The sequence below is a fragment of the Serratia sp. CY33525 genome, assembly GCF_052169115.1.
GTDB lineage: Bacteria > Pseudomonadota > Gammaproteobacteria > Enterobacterales > Enterobacteriaceae > Serratia > Serratia sarumanii.
Genome location: NZ_JBJNLK010000007.1, coordinates 169334 through 188279 on the forward strand (window position 1 = coordinate 169334; position 18946 = coordinate 188279).

Below are 18946 nucleotides of genomic sequence, written 5' to 3' on the forward strand. Positions count from 1 at the left end.
CTGCAACGCTTAGCGCTGCTGTTGCGGCCATAACCAGGCCGCGCCGCGTACGCCGCTGGAGTCGCCGTGCACCGCCTTGCGGATCGGCGTTTCACACTCGCCGCCGAACACCCAATCTTTCACCCGCTGCGGCACCGTGCGGTACAGGCGATCCACGTTGCTCATGCCGCCGCCGAGCACCACCACGTCCGGATCCAGAATGTTGATCACGTGCGCCAACGCTTTCGCCAGCCGCATTTCGTAGCGCACGATCGCCTGCTCCGCCAGCGCATCGCCCCGCTCGCTCAGCGCCATGATTTCGTGCCCTTGCAGCGCGTTGCCGCCCAGGCGCGCATAGTCGGTGGCGAAACCGGTGCCGGAAATAAAGGTTTCGATGCAGCCCGGTTTGCCGCAGTAGCACGGCACTTCGCGGGCGTAGCGCAGCTCATCGTCATCCTGCCACGGCAGCGGATTGTGGCCCCACTCGCCGGCGATGCCGTTGCCGCCGGAATGCGCCTGCCCATTCAGCGCCACGCCGGCGCCGCAGCCGGTGCCGACAATGACCGCAAACACGGTTTGCGCGCCGGCGCCTGCGCCGTCGGTGGCTTCCGACACCGCCAGGCAGTTGGCGTCGTTGGCGATACGCACCTCGCGCGCCAACAGCGCCGAGAGATCCTTGTCCAGCGGTTGGCCGTTGAGCCATACCGAGTTGGCGTTTTTCACCCGCCCGGTAAACGGCGACAGCGTGCCGGGAATGCCGATCCCGACCGATCCCCGCTCGCCGGTATGATCTTCCGCCAGTTTCACCAGCCCGGCGATCGCCGCCAGGGTTTGCCCATAGTCATGGCGCGGCGTGGCGATGCGATGGCGAAACAGCTCCCGGCCGTCGTCCGCCAACGCAATCACTTCAATTTTTGTCCCGCCCAAATCGATGCCAATGCGCATGTATTTTTCTCCTCGATGCCGCGCAGCGTTGCCACAGCCTAATGTAAGTGCGCGGATGAATCACCTGTTTCCCTCTCCCCCGCCCGGCCTTTTCCGCTGCGGTCGGCGACGCAATTCGGAGAGAATGGGGCGATTTTTCAGCGTCAATTCGTTATCATGCCGCCCTGCTTTTGACGAATCAGCGTGCCGAGCGCACGCCCAGCCAGGGATAACATTATGCTGTGGTTTAAGAATTTGATGGTTTACCGTTTGAGCCGCGAAGTGGCGTTAAACGCGGATGAAATGGAAAAACAACTCAGCGCGTTCGCCTTCACGCCGTGCGGCAGCCAGGACATGGCCAAGACCGGCTGGGTCTCCCCGATGGGCTCGCACAGCGATGCGCTGACGCACGCGGTCAACGGCCAGATCGTCATCTGCGCGCGCAAGGAAGAGAAAATCCTGCCGTCGCCGGTCATCAAGCAAGAGCTGCAGGCCAAAATTGAGCGCCTGGAGGCGGAACAACATCGCAAACTGAAGAAAACCGAGAAAGACGCGCTGAAGGACGAAGTGCTGCACAGCCTGCTGCCGCGCGCCTTCAGCCGCTTCAACCAGACCTTCATGTGGATCGACACCGTCAACGATCTGATCATGGTCGATGCCGCCAGCGCCAAACGCGCCGAAGATACGCTGGCGCTGCTGCGCAAAAGCCTCGGCTCGCTGCCGGTGGTGCCGCTGACCATGGAAAGCCCGATCGAACTGACGCTGACCGAATGGGTGCGTTCCGGCGAGATGCCGGCTGGTTTCGCCATTCAGGATGAAGCGGAACTGAAAGCGATTCTGGAAGAAGGCGGCGTGATCCGCTGCAAGAAACAGAATCTGATCAGCGACGAAATCGCGGTGCATATCGAAGCCGGCAAGCTGGTGACCAAGCTGGCGGTGGATTGGCAGGAGCGCATTCAGCTGATGCTGTCGGACGACGGCTCGCTCAAGCGCCTGAAGTTCGCCGACACGCTGCGCGAGCAGAACGACGATATCGATCGCGACGACTTCGCCCAGCGCTTTGACGCCGACTTTATCCTGATGACCAGCGAGCTGGCGGCGTTGATCAAAAACACCATCGAAGCGCTCGGCGGCGAAGCCCAGCGTTAATCCCGCCGCAGAAATGACCAGGGCCCAGCATCCGCTGAGCCCTGCGTTTCCCTAACGAACAAAATTTATTTGCTCAGGTAACGGCACAGATAGGCGGTCGCGTCGGCCACCTGCAGGTTGAACTCGCTGTGCCCCGGCACGAAGAACTTCTCGCCCGGCGTAAACACCTGCCAGTCCGGCGCCCCCGGCAGCAGCACTTTCAGCGCCCCGGTGATCACCGTCATTTCTTCCGGCTGCGCGGTGGAGAAGGTGTATTCCCCCTCTTCCATCACGCCCACGCTGGTAAGACCGATGCTGCTACTGTCAAAACCGATAGACTTCACTTTTCCGGCAAAATACTCATTCACTTTCAGCATAGACTGGCACCCGCGTAATCATCTTGATGGAAAATCCATATTGGGGGATTGCGGTTGATCTGTCACTGGTTTTTCGCGCGAAATGCGATCGCGGCGCAGAGGAAAACGCCGCCGGGCCTCTCTCCGGCAGTCAGGGCTGCTGAAACCCGGGGATACCCGCGAGCGCAAAGCGCCCGAGGCCGCGCCGAGCGGTGATTTATGGCTATTTGTATCAGCCGATTAACTCTGCGGCCAGCTTGGCGACCAGAACGTTCGACAGCAGCACCGGCACCGACAGACGCGCCTGCAAAAAAGCGCGGTGGCGCTGGTGATAACCGATGCAATCGAGCACCACCACCTCCGCCCCCTGCCGCAGCAGTGCGCAAGCCGCCTGCTCCAGCGCGGCGTCATCCGCCAGATAAGGACTGGCGACGGCATAGCTCGGCGGCGTCGCCAGCTGCCGCCATTTGCGCGCCTGCTGCCCAACCTGTTCCGCCACCGGCACCACGATGCCGACGCGGTGTTCGCCGACGATCGCGGAGATCAACGGCGGGATGATGCGATCCGGCTCCAGCAACAGCGCCTGCTCCGCCTGCAATCGGCCGAATTCGCCGGTGCACAGCAGCAGGATCACCTGGCATCCCGCCGCTTCCAGCTCGCGGATCTTCTGCTGCAACCCGCTTTCGACGCGAGCGGCACAGAGCGTCACCTGCGTGCCGTCCAACAGGCGCGACACCAGCAGCTTATCGCCCCATTGCGGCGCATAACGCTCGGCGATCTGCCCAGCATCCAGGCCGTCCAGCAAACCGACGTGCCTCACCCGCTCCGCCGGCAGATAAGCAGACAGCAGCGGCATGATATCGCTGCGCGGCGCCTGACCGATGGTCAGCGTGGCGAATGAAGCCGTCATGGGGCTATCTCCTTTTTTGCAGGTGACTCAGACTGCCGTACAGCGCCAGCAGCTGGCCATATTCGGCGGCATCGTAGAACCGGCAGGTGCCGCGGCCGAATTCTTTGGCGACTTCCACCGCGAATTTGACCGCCAGCGCGATATCCGTTTCGTGGCTGGCGCCGGTGCCGCAGCCCGGCACCACCGATTCGCTGCAGATCGCCACGCCGACCACCGGCGCCGCAGTAGCGGTCGAGGGCTGCAGGATGCTGTTGAGGTGATGCACGCCGTTGCCGTAAGGGGTGATGTCCTGCGTGGTGATCGGGAAGGTCACCGCCGGGCGGCCGCTGGTCATCTCCATGATGCGCAGCAGATCTTCCGCCACCCGCAGGATGTAGCCCTCTTTCACCGTCGGCGATAGCGCATAGCCTTTGTGGTTGATGATGCGGTTGCCTTTGGTGGTGTCGATCGACAGGATGGCGTCAGCCTCCGGCACCACTTCATTATCGTTCATCGTCACGTCATCGATCGGCGAATCCATAAAATCGACCGGATCGTGCGGCCGGGTCGGCGCGTTCGGGCAAATATGGGTGGTGACGATCACATCCCCCGGCAGCGTGTCGCCCTTGCGCTGCATCTCCGCCAGCTTCAGCGCGGCGGCAATGGCGGCGATCGCGCCGTCGCCGTCGGACACCAGCCCGATACGCGTCGGCCGCGCGCCGATGCCGCCCAGGCGGCCGATAATGCCCAGCGTCGGCGCCGCACCGCCAGCGAATTTGCCTGCGTTGCCGGGGATCTCGATGCGCACGAAATCGGTGCCGCCCTTCGGCCCCTCGGCGCGCAGGGTGCTGGCGCGGATCGCCGGGTAAGGCGCAAACAGATCGACGACGTCCTGGCCGCTGACGAATGCGCTATCAATCAATTCAAAAACCTGCAGCGTTTGTTGCAAACTCATGGTCGTTTTACCTCACCAATGTCATCGGCAGGGGCTATTTGCCCTTGCTGGAAAAAATCGAGCTGAAGAAGTTGTAGAGCGCGTCGCCGGCGATAAATCCGGCCGCCATGATCTCCATCGGCGTGCGGCCGCGATCGCCCCAACGGCGCAGGATCGCCACGCGCAGCGCGATGCCCACCAGCACCGCCCACCCAGCCAAAGCGTTGTTGATCAGCAGGCCGGTTGCCAGCAGCACGCCGAGCTGGCGCTTGGGGCCGCCGATCAGCTGCACCACGGCGCCGGGGATCGCCCAGATCAAAAGGCTCCAGGCGATGCCCGGCTGCGCACCGGCCTCGATGGTCTTGGCGTAAACGCGCGCGACCGGCGGGATCAGATCCTGCAGGAAATAGCTGTGGTAAGAGAGGTAAACCACCGGAATGGCGATGAGGAAGGCGATCAGCGCCGCAAACAGTTGAATGCGGCGCCCCAGCAGTTCCTGCCGCAGATCCTCGCCGTAGCCGCGCAGGATGAAGCCGGCTTTCAAGTCAAAGCCCATGTCGGCGAAGGCCGGCCCGGTGGCGGCGGTAAAGCCGGTCAGGATGCACAGCGCCAGCGGTGGGAAACCGATCAGGATACCGACGATCAGGGTGATCAACGCCACCGCGAACGCCGGAAACCAGCCGGAGTGCATGGCGGCGATACCGACGATCAGCTCATGAACGAAAGCGGCGAACGCCGCGTAAATCACGAACAGCGCCAGCATCGGCAGCGACATCTCGCTAAACAGCCCGCCGACCAGAGCCAAAAACGCGGCGATGGCGATGTAGCCGACCGCGCCCAGGCCGAGCGCTTTGCTTACCGCGCTGTCCGGTTGGGTATAACCGGCGCTATCGGCGCGGCGGCTGCGGATCACCTGCGCGACCTGGATCAGCGCCACCAGGCCGGCGCCGACCATCACGCCGTGCGGAATAAAATGGGCATTGATATCGAAACCGGCCACCGGCTCGGCGTAGGCCCGCAGCAATAGCCCGACGCCGAACATGCTCAGCGCCCAGATATTGCCGATAAAGGCGGTGCCGAAGGCCGCCATGGGGATCTTGAGCATTGATCCGGCGATGCCCACCCCTACGCCCACCACCAAAAGCCAGGCCTGCTTGCCGCCGCGATCGCCGGCTTTAATCGCCTCCGCGGCGGCGACGCCCGGCGGCCAGGCATTGGCGGCGGGGAACACTTTGGTATCGAACAGACGATAAAGCAGATAGGCGTCGAGCAGCATCGCCGCCGCCACGCCGCAGAACATCGGCAGAATAAGCTGCGGTTGCCCCATCACGTAAGGCACCGCAATCGGCATCAGCAGACAGTTGGCCGCGCCGAAGGTGGCGGAGGAGATCACCGTCTGCGCCAGGTTCTGGGTGTGCACCGAGCGGTAGCGTTGAAAAATTTGCAGCGGAATGCGTGCCAGCAGCATGGCGATCAGCGCACCGATGATCGAGGTGTTGGGCGTCACGCCCAGCGTAGTGATCAGCTGAACGCCGATGATCGCCCCCACCACCGAAAGCAGCGCCATGACCAACAGCGTGCCGGCCTCTTTTAGCGGATTATTTGATTTCATACTTGGTATCCCTGAATATTTCCTGCCGCATGCCGGAAATAACGCCCGACGATAGTTCGCCGCGGCAGTTCCATTATTTGGAACTGCCGGCGTCATAACGTGATTATTTTCTTATTTAGCCTGTCTATTTCTCACCAATAAAATACGGTGAAATATAATTAATGAGTTCCCTGGTGTCGGCGCTCGTTAATGATGATGAAACGTTATAGCTCCGGCGCGTTAGTTGATCTGCTGCCAATAATCATCGCCATATTTTTCCGCCAGTTGGCGGCTGACTGCGGTTAATTCGGCCAGAACTTCCGGTACAAACGGCTGTTCCTCGCCCTGCGAAGGGAAGGACAGACACAGCCCCACCGTCTCGCTGCCGTGCTTATTCACCAGCGCGGTCGCCAGCGAACTGATGCCGTTCAAGGTTTCATTGCGCGCCAGCGACCAGCCCTGGCGCCTCACCTGCTGCAACTTCTGCAGCAGCGCATCCAGCGTTTGCGGCGCATTGGGCGAAGCTGCCCGGTAACCGCCGGCGTAACGCGCCCGAACCTGCTCGTCGCTTTCACGCGCCAGTATCGCCCGACCAACCGAGGTTTCCGCCGCCGGTGAACGGTAGCCCGCCGGGGTGACCACCTGCAAAAAGTGGCGGCCGGGGAACATGCGCATCACCATGATCTCCTGCCCCTCCAGCACCGAGAGGTAGCCGGTACACGCCGTCTGGCGGCACAGCTGCGCCATGCTGGCCGCCAGGTTGTCCACCAGCGGCATCGACAGGTAGTGGCTGGATGCCGCCAGCAACAGCGCGCCGATGCGGTAACGCCGGCTATCGGGATCGCGCTCCAGCATGCCCTGATTTTCCATGCTCTGCAGCAGGCGCGATACCGTGCTTTTCGGCAGCGCCAATTGGTCCACCACGTCGCTGAATGCAATGCCCGGTTGGCCATGCATCACGCGTTGTTGAGAAAAGAGTTTTAATACCGCAGCGGCATTTTCCAGCGTTGTCATGATCCGCCTTGTTCCACTATATGGAACTCAGTTCCTATTTTATAATTAAAAACTAAAACCCGAACTACGCAGCGTCAAGCTGTTTATTTTTTGTCAGCCGTAAAATAAAAGGCATTCGTGCTTTTTAAATGAAAATATCGCGCAGAACGCCAACTCCGCCGCGCCAAATAAAATAACGATACGCTTTGAAAATAATGAATGGCAGGACAAGCTGCTGAAAAATGATTTTATCAGGGAGAGATATTGTCGCGGCTCAAAAACTTGCGCCGCGCAAACTGAAATCGATCGGCAACGTCAATTCCACCGTGCCGTTGACGTAGGCGTCCGCCGGCGGCGTAGGCAACGGCGAAGCGCGCTTGACCAGCGCCTGGATTTCGCGATCCAGCGACGGCAACCCGGCGCTGCTGACCAGCGTCACCGCCAACACATGGCCCTGCCTGTCCAGGGTGAAACGCACCTGCCCGACGCCCTGGCGCTTCAGCCGCAAGGCGTCTTTGGGATAACGCTTAAAGCGATTAAGGCGGCCGTTGATGCGGCTGCGCCAGCTATCTTCCCCCGCCTGTGCATAGGGCGTCAGGCGGGTTTGCGGCGCGGCCGCTTTATCCGCCCGGCCCGGCGGCGGCGCGCCGACGCTTTGCTCCTGAATTCTCGGCGGCGCGATCGTTTTCTCCTGCGGCGGCGTGCGCGGCAGGGGGATTTTCTTCACCGGCTTGGGCGATTTTTTCTGCTTCGGCGGTACGGCGATGTTCGGCCGTACGGCTTCAGGCACCTTCACCGTCGGCAAGGGTTCCGGCGGCGCCGGCGGTTCAACCTGAGGCGGCGGCGTCCTTTGCCCCGGCGGTTGTTTTACCTCGGCCGGAGCCTGCGGTGCGGCGGCCATCACCACCATGACCGCCGGCGGCGGCACCCACGGCGGCTCGGCCTTGTCTCGCCAGGGCCAGAGCAGCGCCGCGGCCAGCAGGTGCAGCGCCAGCACCAACACCAGGCAACGGCGCCAGGGCATGGCATCGCCGGGCGCGGCGAAAGGCAGCGGCGAAACCGACATGCTCACTCTTCCGTCAGCGCCAGATGAAGGCGATCGGTCAGCGGTTTGAACAGGTAGTTCATCATCGAACGCTCGCCGGTGCGGATGAACCCTTCGACCGGCATCCCCGGGCGGACTTCCAACCCGTTCAACCGCTGCAGACCCGCTTCGCTGACCTTGGCGCGCACGCTGTAATAGGGCGCACCGCTTTTCTCGTCGGTCAGGCGATCGGCCCCGACCAGCGTCACTTCACCCTCGACGCGCGGCGTGGTGCTTTGGTTAAACGCCGAGAACAACAGCTCGACCGGCAAGCCCACCTGCACCTTGTCGATCAGCTCGACCGGGATACGCGCCTCCACCTGCAGCCCCCGATCGCTGGGCACGATCTCCATCAGCTGCTGACCGGCGCCGATCACGCCGCCTTCGGTGAACACGCTCAGCCCCACCACGGTGCCCGCCACCGGCGCTTTCACCTGCGTATGGCCCAGATCGGCCTCCGCCTTGGCCAGGCGGTTATCCAGCTCGTCCAGCTTCATCCGCACCTCGGCCAGTTGGCTGCTGACCTCTTTTTGATACTCTTCCCGCCGCTGGATCGCCCGCAGCTTCAGCTCCAGGATCTGGCGCCCCAGGCGGCCGATATTGCCGGTGTCTTCGGACGCCTGGCCGTCGATCTGCGCATACTGCCCTTCCAGATCCAGCAGCCGATTGCGCGCCACATACCCTTGCGCCGCCAGCTTGCGCATGCCGCTCAGCTGCTCCTGCAACATGGCCTTTTGCCGCTGCTTGCTGGCGTAAGACTGCCGGATCCCTTCCAGCATCGCCTGCGATCCGGCGATGCTCTCCGCGATCGCCGCCAGCTCGCTCTGCAACGCCGCGCGGCGGCTGGTGAACAGCTGCTGTTGCAGCAGCATCAACGACATCACCTCCGGCTCCTCCCGCCGCGCCTGCAGCAATGCCGGGAAAGCGATCGCCTGCAGGCCGTCGCGCTCGGCCTGCAGCCGCGCCCGCTGCGCGGCGTTGCTCAACTGCTGGCTGCGCAGCGCATCGCGCTGGGTGCGGCTGTCGACGGTATCCATCAGCAGCAGCACCTGCCCGGCGCTGACCCGGTCGCCCTCATGCACCTGAATTTGCGACACCACGCCGCCGCTCGGGTGCTGTACCGCCTTGCGGTTGCCGGCCACCACCACGCTGCCGGAGACCGGCACGCCCTTATCCAGCGGCGCCAACAGCCCCCACAGCAGGAAACCGCCAAACCCCAACAGCACCAGCCAACCACCGAGCCGCAGGTGGCGCCCTTCGTCGAACTGCCGGGAAAGCGCGTCGATATCGCCGGGGATCACACTCTGATTGCTCATACTTTTCGTTCACCGCTGGCCGTTTTGGCAAAATTGGCGTAGTTGACGTTGAAACCGCCGCCGCTGCTGCGGCCGGCGTTGGCCGGTACGGCCGCGGGCGTAAAACCAGGCAGTTTTTTCAGGATGGCGTCGCTGGGGCCGAAGTGCTGCACCTGGCCGGCGGCCAGCACCAGCAATCTGTCGGTCGTCGCCAGGATCGCCGGTTTGTGGGTCACCAACACGATGGTGGTGCCGCGCTTTTTCAGCGCTTCGATCGCCCGCTGCAGCGCCTCTTCCCCTTCGCGATCGAGGTTGGCGTTCGGTTCGTCCAATACCACCAACGCCGGAGAGCCATACAGCGCGCGCGCCAGCGCCACCCGCTGACGCTGGCCGCCGGACAGGCCGCTGCCACCCTCGCCCAGCTCGGTTTCATACCCTTTGGGCAAATGCAGGATCAGTTGGTGCACGCCGGCCAGCGCGGCGGCGGCCACCACCTTCTCGGCGTCAACCTGGCCAAAGCGGGCGATATTTTCCGTCAGGGTGCCGGCGAACAGCTGGATATCCTGCGGCAAGTAGCCGATATGCGGCCCCAGCTGCTGTTTGTCCCACTGCCGAAGATCCGCACCGTCCAGCCGCACGTCGCCGCTGAGCGGCGTCAGCGCGCCGACCAGTTGGCGCATCAGCAGCGTTTTGCCGGAGCCGGACGCGCCAATGACGCCCAGCACCTCCCCGGCCTCCAGACGAAAACTAACGCCGTGCAACACCGGCGCGCTCCCGCCCGGCGCGCTGGCGGTCAGCTGATTCACGGCCAATGCGCCGCTGGGCGCCGGCAGCGGCAGGCTCGCCGCCTGCGGCGGGTTGGCGGCCAGCATCACCTCCAGCCGCTGCAGGGACTGGCGCGCCGACGACCACTGCTTCCAGGCGCCGATCAGCTGATCGATCGGCCCCAGCACCCTGCCGATCAGGATCGATCCGGCGATCATCATGCCCGGCGTAATGTCGCCGTTGACCGCCAGCAGCGCGCCGCAGCCCAACATCAGCGACTGCAGCGCCAGCCGCACGGTTTTCGACCAGGCGGTGACGGCGGCGATTTTCTCGCTGGCGCGGTTCTGCAACAGCAGGAACTGCTGATGCTGCCGCAGCCAGCGCAGGCGCAAGTCGGTCAGCATCCCCATGGCGGCGATGGCCTCCGCATTGCGCAGGTTGCCGTTGGCCTGCTGCGTGGCGCTCAGCGCGACCCGGCCGGCCTCCGCGAGCGGCGCCTGCGACACCCGTTGGTTGAGCCAGGCCAGCAGCACCAGCACGATCACCCCGGCGCTGGCCAGCGCGCCAAGCCAGGGGTGGAGCAGAAAAACCACCAGCAGATAAACCGGGAACCAGGGCGCATCGAAAAAGGCGAACAGCGCATTGCCGGTGGCAAATTGGCGCAGGTTGGTCAGATCGTTCAGCGCCTGCCCCGCCAGCGGGTTGCCGGTTTTCAGATTGGTTTCGAAGGCGGCGTCGTAGACCCGCTGATTCAGGCGCATATCCATCTGGGCGCCGAGGCGGATCACCACCTGGCTGCGCACCCACTCCAGCAGCCCCATAAACAGGTAAAGGCCGACCACCATCAGGGTCAGCATTGCCAGCGTCATGCGGTTGCCCGACGGCAACACACGATCGTAGACCTGCAGCATGTACAGCGCCGGTGCCAGCATCAGCAGGTTGATCACCGCGGTAAACAGCGCGATGCCCCAAAATCCGCGCCGGTATGCGGCCAGCACGCTCATCACTTCTCCGCGCCTGACGGCGTTTTTCATGGCGTTTTCCATCGGCTAAAAACGAGAAAATGCCCGCCGGGGCGCGCGGCGCCGGCGGGCAAACGGCCGCGATCAGGCCGCCAACAGTTCCGGGCTGTCGGCGTGCTGCACGCCCACCGCCGTCGCCGCCGCCACCTGATCGAAGGTGGAGTTGACGCTCAGACCGTAGTCGTCGAGGATGCCGTTCAGCGCAGTTTCCAGCGCGCCGGTATCGCCGGACATCAGGCCGTACACCACCTGGTGCACCACGCCATCGTGGCCCTGCGCCTGCAGGCTGCTGAGGTTCAGGCCGCCAAAGCTGACGTCAGGCACCTGAATGCTGTACGGTGATGTATCGCCACCGCTCAAACCGTCGCCGAACGACAGGGAATCCAGCTGGCCGTACAGGGTATGCGCCGGTTCATTGAACAGCGTGTAGGTCAGGTTGCCACCCGCCACGACCGACGTGACATGGTTGTCCGTACTGGTCACGGCGTATTGGCTACCGGACAACCGGCCGCCGTAGAAGCCACCGCTGTTTGAGCCTTCGACGACATTGCCGTTGGTATGGTTGATATCACCGAATGTCGAAGCCCATTGGCCCAGATAGTCATGAATGCTGTAACCGCCAAAGCTGCTGTCATAGTTAACTGAAAATGCCATTTCTCTATCTCCATTGATGAACGGCGCCCCTTGCGAGGCAGCCCTTGTGCTCAAGGATGAGCAACGCCCTTTTACTGCTTAAAAACGGTATTCCACCCCGCCCTGCACGGTGCGGCCGCGCCCCAGGGTATTGGCCAGCGTCTCCCCATAGCTGACGACGTAGGCGCGGTTGGTCAGGTTCTCCACCGAGCCGCGCAGCGTCAGGCTGTCGGTCAGCTTGTAGCTGGCGTACAGATCGAACAGGGTGTACTTCGGCCAGTCGGCCAGGTACGGATAGTTGGATGGCACCGAGCTGTCCTGATAGCCCGGCGCAAAGCGCACGGTCACCCCGGCGTCCAGCTTGCGATCGAAGGCGCGGCCGCCCAGCGTCACCGAGCCGCGATCGCCCGGCAGGTAGGCGGCGGAGCCGAACTGCGTCCCCCCGTCACACGTGACGAAGTCATTGGAAGCGGCATCCGGCTCAACATAGAAGTTGCCGCGGCGCGATCCGTCGCCGTAGCGCAGACGCCCTCCCAACCAGGCCTTGTTCGAGCAGAACTCGTTTTTGCCGATCATGTGGGTATAGGTCAGGTCGGCGTAGAACACCCCGGCGTCATAGTTGAGCTGGTACTCCAGCCCGCGGAAGCGGGTTTTAGACAGATTGTTGACGTAAGCGGCATTGCCGATGCTCGGCTGCACCAGCCCCGGTTTATTGCGGTCTATCGCCAGGTTGATGTAGTTATCCACTTTGGTGTCGAAGTAGGCCACCTTGGCCACCAACCGATCGCCCTCAAACCACAGATCCGGCTGCTGCACGTTGAACCCGACTTCCCAGGCGCGCGAGCGCTCGGGCTGCAGGAACGGGTTGGGGTATTGCGTGGAAGAACTGTGTGCGCTGCCGTTAGTCAGCGTTTCGGTGATCGCCGGCGGCCGCCAGGATTTGCCGTAGGTGGTATACAGCTCAAGCCACTCCACGCCGGGGCGCACCGCCACCGCCAGCGTCGGCGACAGCTTGCCCTGATCGCGATCCACGTCCCAATCTTCGCGGGTCGTGGTTGAACAGCCGGTCAGACGCAACGCTTTGCAAGGATTGTCAATCGTGTAGCGTTGCCCATCCTTGGCCAAATCCGGATAGCTCAGGCCGGTCTGGCCGCGCAGGCGATAGCGGTCGTAACGCAGCCCGCCCTCCAGCGTCAGCCAGCCGTCGTAGTCGTAGGTCAGGTTGGCGAACAGGCTGCCGACCGAACGGTTGCCGGCCGGCGTCACCCCTTCCATACCCTCACGGGAAGAGTCGCTGGTCGCTTTGTCGTAATAGAACTCCAGCCCGTAGTTGGCGCGGAAGTCATGCCCCGGCGCCAGGCTGAAGCGCGAGGTGTTTTGCGCCTGCGCGCCATAGGTGCGCAGGCGGGTGCGCGTCGCGTAGCCGTTGTCCAGCAGCGAGCTGGTGCTGTAGGTGTCGCTGTCGTCCTGAGTATCGACATAATACAGCTTGGCCTGAAAATCGAGCCAGTCGACGCCTTCCGGCGCCAGGCTGTAGTCGAACGCCGCGTTGCGCGCCATCACGTCGCTGTAACCGGTGCGCTTCCAGCCCAGTTCATAAGGCGGCCGGGTGCCCAGGTTGGTCAACGTGCCGGCGATCGGCGACGCGGTCTGGGTCTGCAGATAGCTCAATTGCAGGCGTTGGTTGGCGGGCAGGTTCCAGCCCACCTTGGCCAGCCGCGAGTGCATGCGGTAATTAGTGTCGGGGATTTTGTTGTTCTTGATGCTCTCGGCGTAGCGATCGTAATTGCCGGTGTCGTTATTGATGCGAATGTTGCCGATGTCGCCCTTGTTGCCGGGCCAATAGTCGCCGAGGTGGCGTTCGCTGGCGGCCAGCAGGATATCGCCGGTTTCGTTACCCAATGCCAGTATGCCGCTGCCGATGAAGTGGGTGCCGTTATCGCCGGTGCTGGCGTGCAGCTTGCCGCCCAGCTCTTTGCCCGGCGCCAGGAAATCGCTCGCGCTGACGGTATTGAAGGTGGCGATGCCGCCGAGCGTGCCGGCGCTGCCCATACCGCCGGTGGTGCCCTTGTCGATGGTTACGCCGGACAGCAGTTCGGAATCGATGTACATGGTGCCGTTACGCTGGCCATGGCCGCTCTTTTGAAAATTCTGCCGCATGCCGTCGATGTTCATGTTCACCCGGCCGTAGTCTTGTATGCCGCGGATGTTGACCGACAGCGCCGGATCTTGCTGGCTGACGCTGGAATAGGCCCCCGTCGTCTGCTCCAGAATATCGGCCGCATGTCGCGCCGGGCGGTTGTCCATCTGTTCGCGGCTGATGACGCTGACCGAGCGCGGTTCGTCGTAAACCCAATCGTTAGCGTTGATGCCGCCGGCGCCCAGCACCGTCAGGCTGTCCAGCGCCAGCGCGCCGCCGTCGCCGTTCGCCGTCGGCAGCCGGCTCAATACGATCTGCCCCTGCGGCTGCAGGCGGAAAGCCACCGGATTGCCGCCGATCAAGCGCCGCAGGCCCTGTTCAACGCTCATGCTGCCGGTCAGCGCCGCCGCCTGCATGCCGTCGAGCTTCACCTCGTCGAAAAATACCTGCATGCCGGCCTGCTCGGCGAAGCGCAACATGGCGCTCTGCAGCGGCTGCGCCGCAACGTTGAAATGCTTTTGCTGTGCAGCCTGCGCGCCGTTCGCCTCAGCCTGGGCAGCGAGCGCCACAGCCGGCTGAGTCAGCATCATCGCCGCCAGCGCGGCGCGTACCGCCGTGGCCAATCGGCCGGCCGGCGTGGTTCCCTTGTGAATAAACATGCGTGTGTGTTCCACCCGAAAGAATGCCAAACCAAGTGATAATGGAAATCAATCTCGTTTAAACATAAGGACGTTCCGGGAGGCAAAAACCCGTAAAGATTTTTTACAGAAAGTGAAAATAGCGGCGAAACGGGCATCCCGGCCCGCCTGCGCCGCTCAGTAAAGCAGCGTGATGCCAGGGAGATTCAGTTGGCGGGCGGAGAGTTCCTGACGAATGGCGCCGACGCCGTCGTCGAGTTTATTGAGTGCAAACACGCCGCTCACCGTGCGCGCTCTTAGCGCGGGATTGACCGCCACGATGCGGGTCGCGCGATAGCGGTTGAGCTGCGCGAGCGCCTGCGGCAGCGGTTGGCGGTCGATCACCAGCCAGCCGCGCCGCCAGGCGTCATCGCCGGCCGTTTGCCGCGTCAGCTGCAGCTGCCCGTTGCGGTAATGCGCCGCCTGGCGTTGCGCGACCACCAGAGAGCGCTCACCGCGCTCAAGCGTCACCCGCACGCTGTGCTGATGCACGCTGACGTCCACGCCCCGTTCGGTGCGCGCCACGCTGAACTCGGTGCCCAGCGCCTGCGTGACGCCGTTTTCCGCCTCCACCCTGAATGGGCGGCTTTCCGCCCCACCTAACGGCGCGACGATAAAATAGGCGGCGCCGCTCAGCAGCCGCACCTTGCGTTCGCCTGCGGAATACGCCAGCGCGATCGCGCTGCCGCTGTCCAGCGCCACCCTGCTGCCGTCCGGCAATGCCACTTCGCGCACCTCGCCGCGAACGGTTTGATAATCCGCCTGCATGCCGATCCACAGATCCGGCCCGCGATATACGCCGAAGGAAACGGCGATCGCCACCGCCGCCGCCACCGCCCAGCGGGGCCATCGATGGCGAGATGGCGTTTTCAGCGCCGCCACCTGCGGTTGTAACGCCTGCCGCTGCTCTGGCGGCAGCTGCCCCAGCGTCGTCCACAGCAGGCGAGCCTGACGCAGCGCCGCCGGATGCTGCGGATCGGCGGCCAGCCAGGCGTCCAGCGCTCGCCGCCGATCGGCCGGCAGCGCCCCTTCGGCCAGGCTCACGGCCCAGGCGGCCGCCTGCTGTCGCGCCTGTGCGGTTAGCGGTTTCATAATGGCATAGACCTCTGTTTTTTCTGGTTATAGGTTAAGACGTCTGAGCGCGGATAAACCCGTAAAAAAATTGCCATTATTGTTCTTCCATCCGCGCCATCAGCCGCTCGAGCGCGCTGGCCAAGTGTTTTTCCACCGTGCTGAGCGACACGCCCAGCTGCGCCGCCACCTGCGCCTGGGTCAGGCCATCGAGCCGGTTAAGGCGGAAAATCTGCTGCGTGCGCGGCGGCATGTCCGCCAGCGCCTGTTGCAACAGCTGCAGCAATTGGCTATCGATCGCCAGTTGTTCAAGCGCCGGTTCACCGGAGGGATACTGCGCCAGAACGTCGTCTTCGACCGCTTCGGTCTGCCGCCGCTGCTGCTGGCGCAGATGGTCGAGCATCAGGTTTTTGGCGGTTTTGTACAGGTAGGCCTCGATATCGAGAATATTACCCTGCGGATACTGCTCGGTAAGGCGGGTAAAACTTTCCTGCGCCAAGTCCGCAGCCAGCTGAGGGTCGCGCAGTTTGGCGTTCAAATAGGCTTGCAGCGGCCGCATATGGCGCAGAAACAGCGCCTGCAACTCGGAATTGGACATCTCTTTTCCCAGAAGTGAAACACCCAATAGGGGCGATAAAAATCACATAAATGATTATCATTATCAATATTGTTCTGGGAAATATGTGCTAAGGCGGGGGGATAAACGGGAAACCGGCCTGGCGCCGGTTTCCGCTGGGCTGCAGGTCAAAGCTCTAACGCCTCGTCTTCGTAACGGTGCTTGGCGTCGAGCGCTTCCTGCTCGGTTTCATGTTCACTGAGCAGCGTATTCGGCTCAATGTCGTCGGTGCGCACTTCAAAACGGCGCAGATGCAGGTTCGGGTCGCCCCGAAACACCTCTACGACGCGGGCGCTCCGTGGATAAGCAGGTTGATCATTTTCGCGCATGCCGTTCTCCCGTGTGTTTCACACAGTAGCAAGTATAGCAGCCGCCCTCATTCCGACACGCGCGAGCCAAGATCGCGATCGCCGGGCACGCCCGCCAGCAGCTCGGTCAGTTCGTCGCAGGCGCAAATGCGGCCCTCACGCACGGTGAAGTGCGCCAGCACCCGCACGCGGCTGCAGGAGCCGTCGCGCTTTTCCACCTCGACCAGATGGTGGGTCAGCACCGCTTCGCCCCGCTCCGCCGCCGCGATCACGCTCAGCGTCATGCGCCGGGTTTGCCGCTTCAGCAGCGCCATGTGTTGCTCAAACTGCTCGAAGTTCAGCACCTTGCCATCCACCTGCTGGCGGTAGTCTGCGCTGAAACGGGCGGCGAGCTGCGTTGGCCTGTGCTCCGGGCTGGCGACGACCTGCTGCAGCGTATCGAGCACCAGGTTCAGTGGGGTAAGTTGAGTCATCAGGTTTCTCCGAAATAGGGTGAACGGCGATCCTATCCCGACCAGGCGATGGCATAATAACCACATCAAGACTTTTAATAACGTTAAACGGCCAATATGACGCAGATCCGCAGCCAACGCCTTCAGCATGAAAAAAAGCACCTGACGCCCTGGCACCGGCACGAAGGCGGCCAGATCTATCTCTTGACGCGCGGCATGCTGGCAATGGAACTCCCGGGCCGGCAATGGGCGATCACCGGCGGTACGCTGGGCTGGCTGCCGCCGGGATGCGCCCATCAGGCGCTGGCCTGCGGCGACGTGGCGGGCTGGAGTCTGTATCTGCCGGTGGAAAGCGTGCCGGAGATGCCGCCGCTGCCGCAGCTGTTCACGGCCTCTGCGCTGTTGCAGGCCCTGGTGGAGCGCATCGCGCAGTTCCCCGCCGGCCCGCTGAGTGCGCCGCAACGGCGGCTGCTGCAGGTGCTGCTGGACGAAATGCACGCGGCAAGCCGCGCGCCGTTACAATTGCCGCTGCCGCAGGACGCCAGGTTGCTGAACATCGCCCGGGCGCTGCTGAACGATCCCGCTAGCCTGCGCAGCCAGCGCGACTGGGCCATTTGGGCCGGGCTCAGCCCGCGCACCCTGAGCCGCCGCTTTCTGCAGGAAACCGGCATCAGCTTCGCGCTGTGGCGCCAGCAGGCGCGGGTATTGCGTTCACTGGAGGGATTATCACGCGGCAAAGCGGTCGGCGAGGTGGCCGACGCCTGTGGCTATGACAACGTCAGCGCCTATATCGCCGCCTTTCGTCGCCGCTTCGGCGTCACGCCCGGGGCGTACTTTGCGCCGGCTCGGCAAACGGAATAGGAAAACGGGCGCCCGGCGCCCGAAGAGAAGAAAGGGTTACTTCACCGTCTCACGCGGCAACACCGCGAGGATTTGTTCCACCACCCGCTGCGGATCGGCGGCGCCGTCTATCACGTAATGCGCGGCGTCCTGATACAGCGCTTCGCGCGCCGCCAGCACCTCGAGCATCTCCTCGGCGATCGGTCTGCCGGTGAGCGTCGGGCGCTGCGCATCTTCCGGGTACTCTTCCAACCGCTGCGCCAACACGCTGGCCGGCGCGCGCAGGTAGATAACGGTGCCATGCTGGCGCATAAACTGACGGTTCTCCTCCGCCAGGATCGCCCCGCCGCCGGTGGCAACTATAGTTGACGGCTTGGTCACAGTTTGCAACGCGATGGTCTCGCGGCGGCGGAACCCCAGCCAGCCCTCGCGCTCGACCATTTCCGCCACGCTCATCTGCGCCGCCTGCTGCATAAACAGATCGGTATCGACGAACTGATAGCCCAACGCCAACGCCAATGCGCTGCCTACCGTGGTCTTGCCGGCTCCGCGAGCGCCTATCATGAACAGGGTTTGTGTCATTACGGGTTGTCCCTTATGCGGTGACTTGAGTGCATTGCATACCAAAATACCGAGCGGGTGCGATGGCGTGGTGGCAGCATCATACCCTGCCCGCTCTGTATTTCAATATTTACGATAGTGTAAATTCCATGGCACAGCGACTGCCTGCGGCAAAGCCGTGCGCCAGATCCTCATCCAGGTGCCGCCGCAGAGCGGCCGTGAGCCGCGCGTCGTCGAGCGGCCGGAATCCCAGCCGCCGGTAGTAAGGCGCATTCCACGGCACCTCAATGAAGGTGGTGAGCGTCAGGCGGCCCGCACCCTGCCGTTTGGCCTCTTGCGCCACCGCGCCGATCAGGCGACGGCCGACGCCCTGCCGCTGCCAGGTGCCGGCGACCGACAATTCGGCGATGTGCCAATCGTCCCCCTGAACCTGCACGGCGATAAAACCGGCGCACTCGCCGTTGTCGCTTTGCGCCAGCCATTCACGGTGCTCGGCGATAAATGCGGCGTGCTGCTGCGGGGCCATCACCTCGCCTTCGGCGATAAAGCGCCATTCCGGCTGCTGGCGAAACAGCTGCGCCGCCGAACGTTCAACCGCCATCAAGTGCACAATATCCCGCTGCTGCGCCAAACGAATCTGCAGGCTCATGGGTTCTCCTTAACGTTGGGGCGGTTATTTAAGCAAATT

19 protein-coding genes are annotated in these 18946 nt (G+C 63.2%); 2 read left to right on the forward strand and 17 right to left on the reverse strand.

Annotated features, from left to right (window positions below; genetic code table 11):
- Positions 1–9 precede the first annotated feature (9 nt).
- The gene (gene mak, locus ACJ8IM_RS17835) at positions 10–924 is read right to left on the reverse strand and encodes a fructokinase (RefSeq protein ID WP_033653287.1); all 915 of its coding nucleotides are present in this window, start codon (positions 922–924) and stop codon (positions 10–12) included.
- A 216-nt stretch (positions 925–1140) separates the two neighbouring features.
- Here mak and rdgC point away from each other — a divergent pair, with 216 nt between their 5' ends.
- Positions 1141–2052 carry a recombination-associated protein RdgC gene (gene rdgC / locus ACJ8IM_RS17840; RefSeq protein WP_004940461.1) on the forward strand — a complete coding sequence of 304 codons (912 nt, stop codon included), beginning with the start codon at positions 1141–1143 and terminating at the stop codon, positions 2050–2052.
- A 65-nt stretch (positions 2053–2117) separates the two neighbouring features.
- Here rdgC and ppnP read toward each other — a convergent pair whose 3' ends face one another.
- From ppnP to ACJ8IM_RS17910, 14 genes are all read right to left on the reverse strand, one after another.
- Complete coding sequence (ppnP, locus tag ACJ8IM_RS17845; RefSeq protein ID WP_004940463.1) at positions 2118–2408, reverse strand: pyrimidine/purine nucleoside phosphorylase; 291 nt, start codon at positions 2406–2408, stop codon at positions 2118–2120.
- Positions 2409–2619: 211 nt separating this feature from the next.
- Positions 2620–3297, reverse strand: coding sequence for an AroM family protein (locus ACJ8IM_RS17850; protein WP_033653288.1), 678 nt, complete (start codon positions 3295–3297; stop codon positions 2620–2622).
- 4 nt (positions 3298–3301) lie between these two features.
- Entirely contained in the window at positions 3302–4231 is a 930-nt protein-coding gene (locus ACJ8IM_RS17855; protein WP_033653289.1) for a DUF1177 domain-containing protein, read from the reverse strand.
- A gap of 34 nt (positions 4232–4265) precedes the next feature.
- Complete coding sequence (locus tag ACJ8IM_RS17860; RefSeq protein WP_033653290.1) at positions 4266–5822, reverse strand: OPT/YSL family transporter; 1557 nt, start codon at positions 5820–5822, stop codon at positions 4266–4268.
- A 219-nt stretch (positions 5823–6041) separates the two neighbouring features.
- A complete protein-coding gene (locus tag ACJ8IM_RS17865; RefSeq protein ID WP_033647338.1) occupies positions 6042–6815 on the reverse strand; it encodes an IclR family transcriptional regulator in 774 nt (257 codons plus the stop codon).
- 253 nt (positions 6816–7068) lie between these two features.
- Complete coding sequence (locus ACJ8IM_RS17870; protein WP_033653291.1) at positions 7069–7860, reverse strand: energy transducer TonB; 792 nt, start codon at positions 7858–7860, stop codon at positions 7069–7071.
- Between the two features lie 2 nt (positions 7861–7862).
- Complete coding sequence (locus ACJ8IM_RS17875) at positions 7863–9194, reverse strand: HlyD family type I secretion periplasmic adaptor subunit (RefSeq protein ID WP_033653292.1); 1332 nt, start codon at positions 9192–9194, stop codon at positions 7863–7865.
- Positions 9191–10972 (reverse strand): type I secretion system permease/ATPase, encoded by a 1782-nt coding sequence (locus tag ACJ8IM_RS17880; RefSeq protein ID WP_033653293.1) that lies wholly within the window; start codon positions 10970–10972, stop codon positions 9191–9193. The genes ACJ8IM_RS17875 and ACJ8IM_RS17880 overlap by 4 nt, the downstream gene beginning before the upstream one ends.
- Before the next feature lie 72 nt (positions 10973–11044).
- The gene (locus tag ACJ8IM_RS17885; RefSeq protein WP_033647344.1) at positions 11045–11614 is read right to left on the reverse strand and encodes a heme acquisition protein HasA; all 570 of its coding nucleotides are present in this window, start codon (positions 11612–11614) and stop codon (positions 11045–11047) included.
- A 78-nt stretch (positions 11615–11692) separates the two neighbouring features.
- Positions 11693–14392: a TonB-dependent receptor gene (locus tag ACJ8IM_RS17890; protein WP_033653294.1), complete on the reverse strand. Its 2700-nt coding sequence runs from the start codon at positions 14390–14392 to the stop codon at positions 11693–11695.
- A 156-nt stretch (positions 14393–14548) separates the two neighbouring features.
- The gene (locus ACJ8IM_RS17895) at positions 14549–15502 is read right to left on the reverse strand and encodes a FecR family protein (protein ID WP_033653295.1); all 954 of its coding nucleotides are present in this window, start codon (positions 15500–15502) and stop codon (positions 14549–14551) included.
- Between the two features lie 76 nt (positions 15503–15578).
- Positions 15579–16079, reverse strand: a complete 501-nt coding sequence (locus ACJ8IM_RS17900; RefSeq protein ID WP_033653296.1) for an RNA polymerase sigma factor — start codon at positions 16077–16079, stop codon at positions 15579–15581.
- A 146-nt stretch (positions 16080–16225) separates the two neighbouring features.
- Positions 16226–16426: a YaiA family protein gene (locus tag ACJ8IM_RS17905; protein WP_004940491.1), complete on the reverse strand. Its 201-nt coding sequence runs from the start codon at positions 16424–16426 to the stop codon at positions 16226–16228.
- Between the two features lie 47 nt (positions 16427–16473).
- Complete coding sequence (locus ACJ8IM_RS17910) at positions 16474–16878, reverse strand: nuclear transport factor 2 family protein (RefSeq protein WP_033637262.1); 405 nt, start codon at positions 16876–16878, stop codon at positions 16474–16476.
- A 96-nt stretch (positions 16879–16974) separates the two neighbouring features.
- On the opposite strand from ACJ8IM_RS17910, the gene ACJ8IM_RS17915 reads away from it, so the two are divergent.
- Complete coding sequence (locus ACJ8IM_RS17915) at positions 16975–17718, forward strand: helix-turn-helix domain-containing protein (RefSeq protein ID WP_033653297.1); 744 nt, start codon at positions 16975–16977, stop codon at positions 17716–17718.
- 36 nt (positions 17719–17754) lie between these two features.
- Here ACJ8IM_RS17915 and aroL read toward each other — a convergent pair whose 3' ends face one another.
- The gene (gene aroL, locus ACJ8IM_RS17920; protein ID WP_033637260.1) at positions 17755–18279 is read right to left on the reverse strand and encodes a shikimate kinase AroL; all 525 of its coding nucleotides are present in this window, start codon (positions 18277–18279) and stop codon (positions 17755–17757) included.
- 109 nt (positions 18280–18388) lie between these two features.
- On the reverse strand, positions 18389–18907 hold the full coding sequence (locus ACJ8IM_RS17925; protein ID WP_033653298.1) for a GNAT family N-acetyltransferase: 519 nt from the start codon (positions 18905–18907) through the stop codon (positions 18389–18391).
- Positions 18908–18946 lie beyond the last annotated feature (39 nt).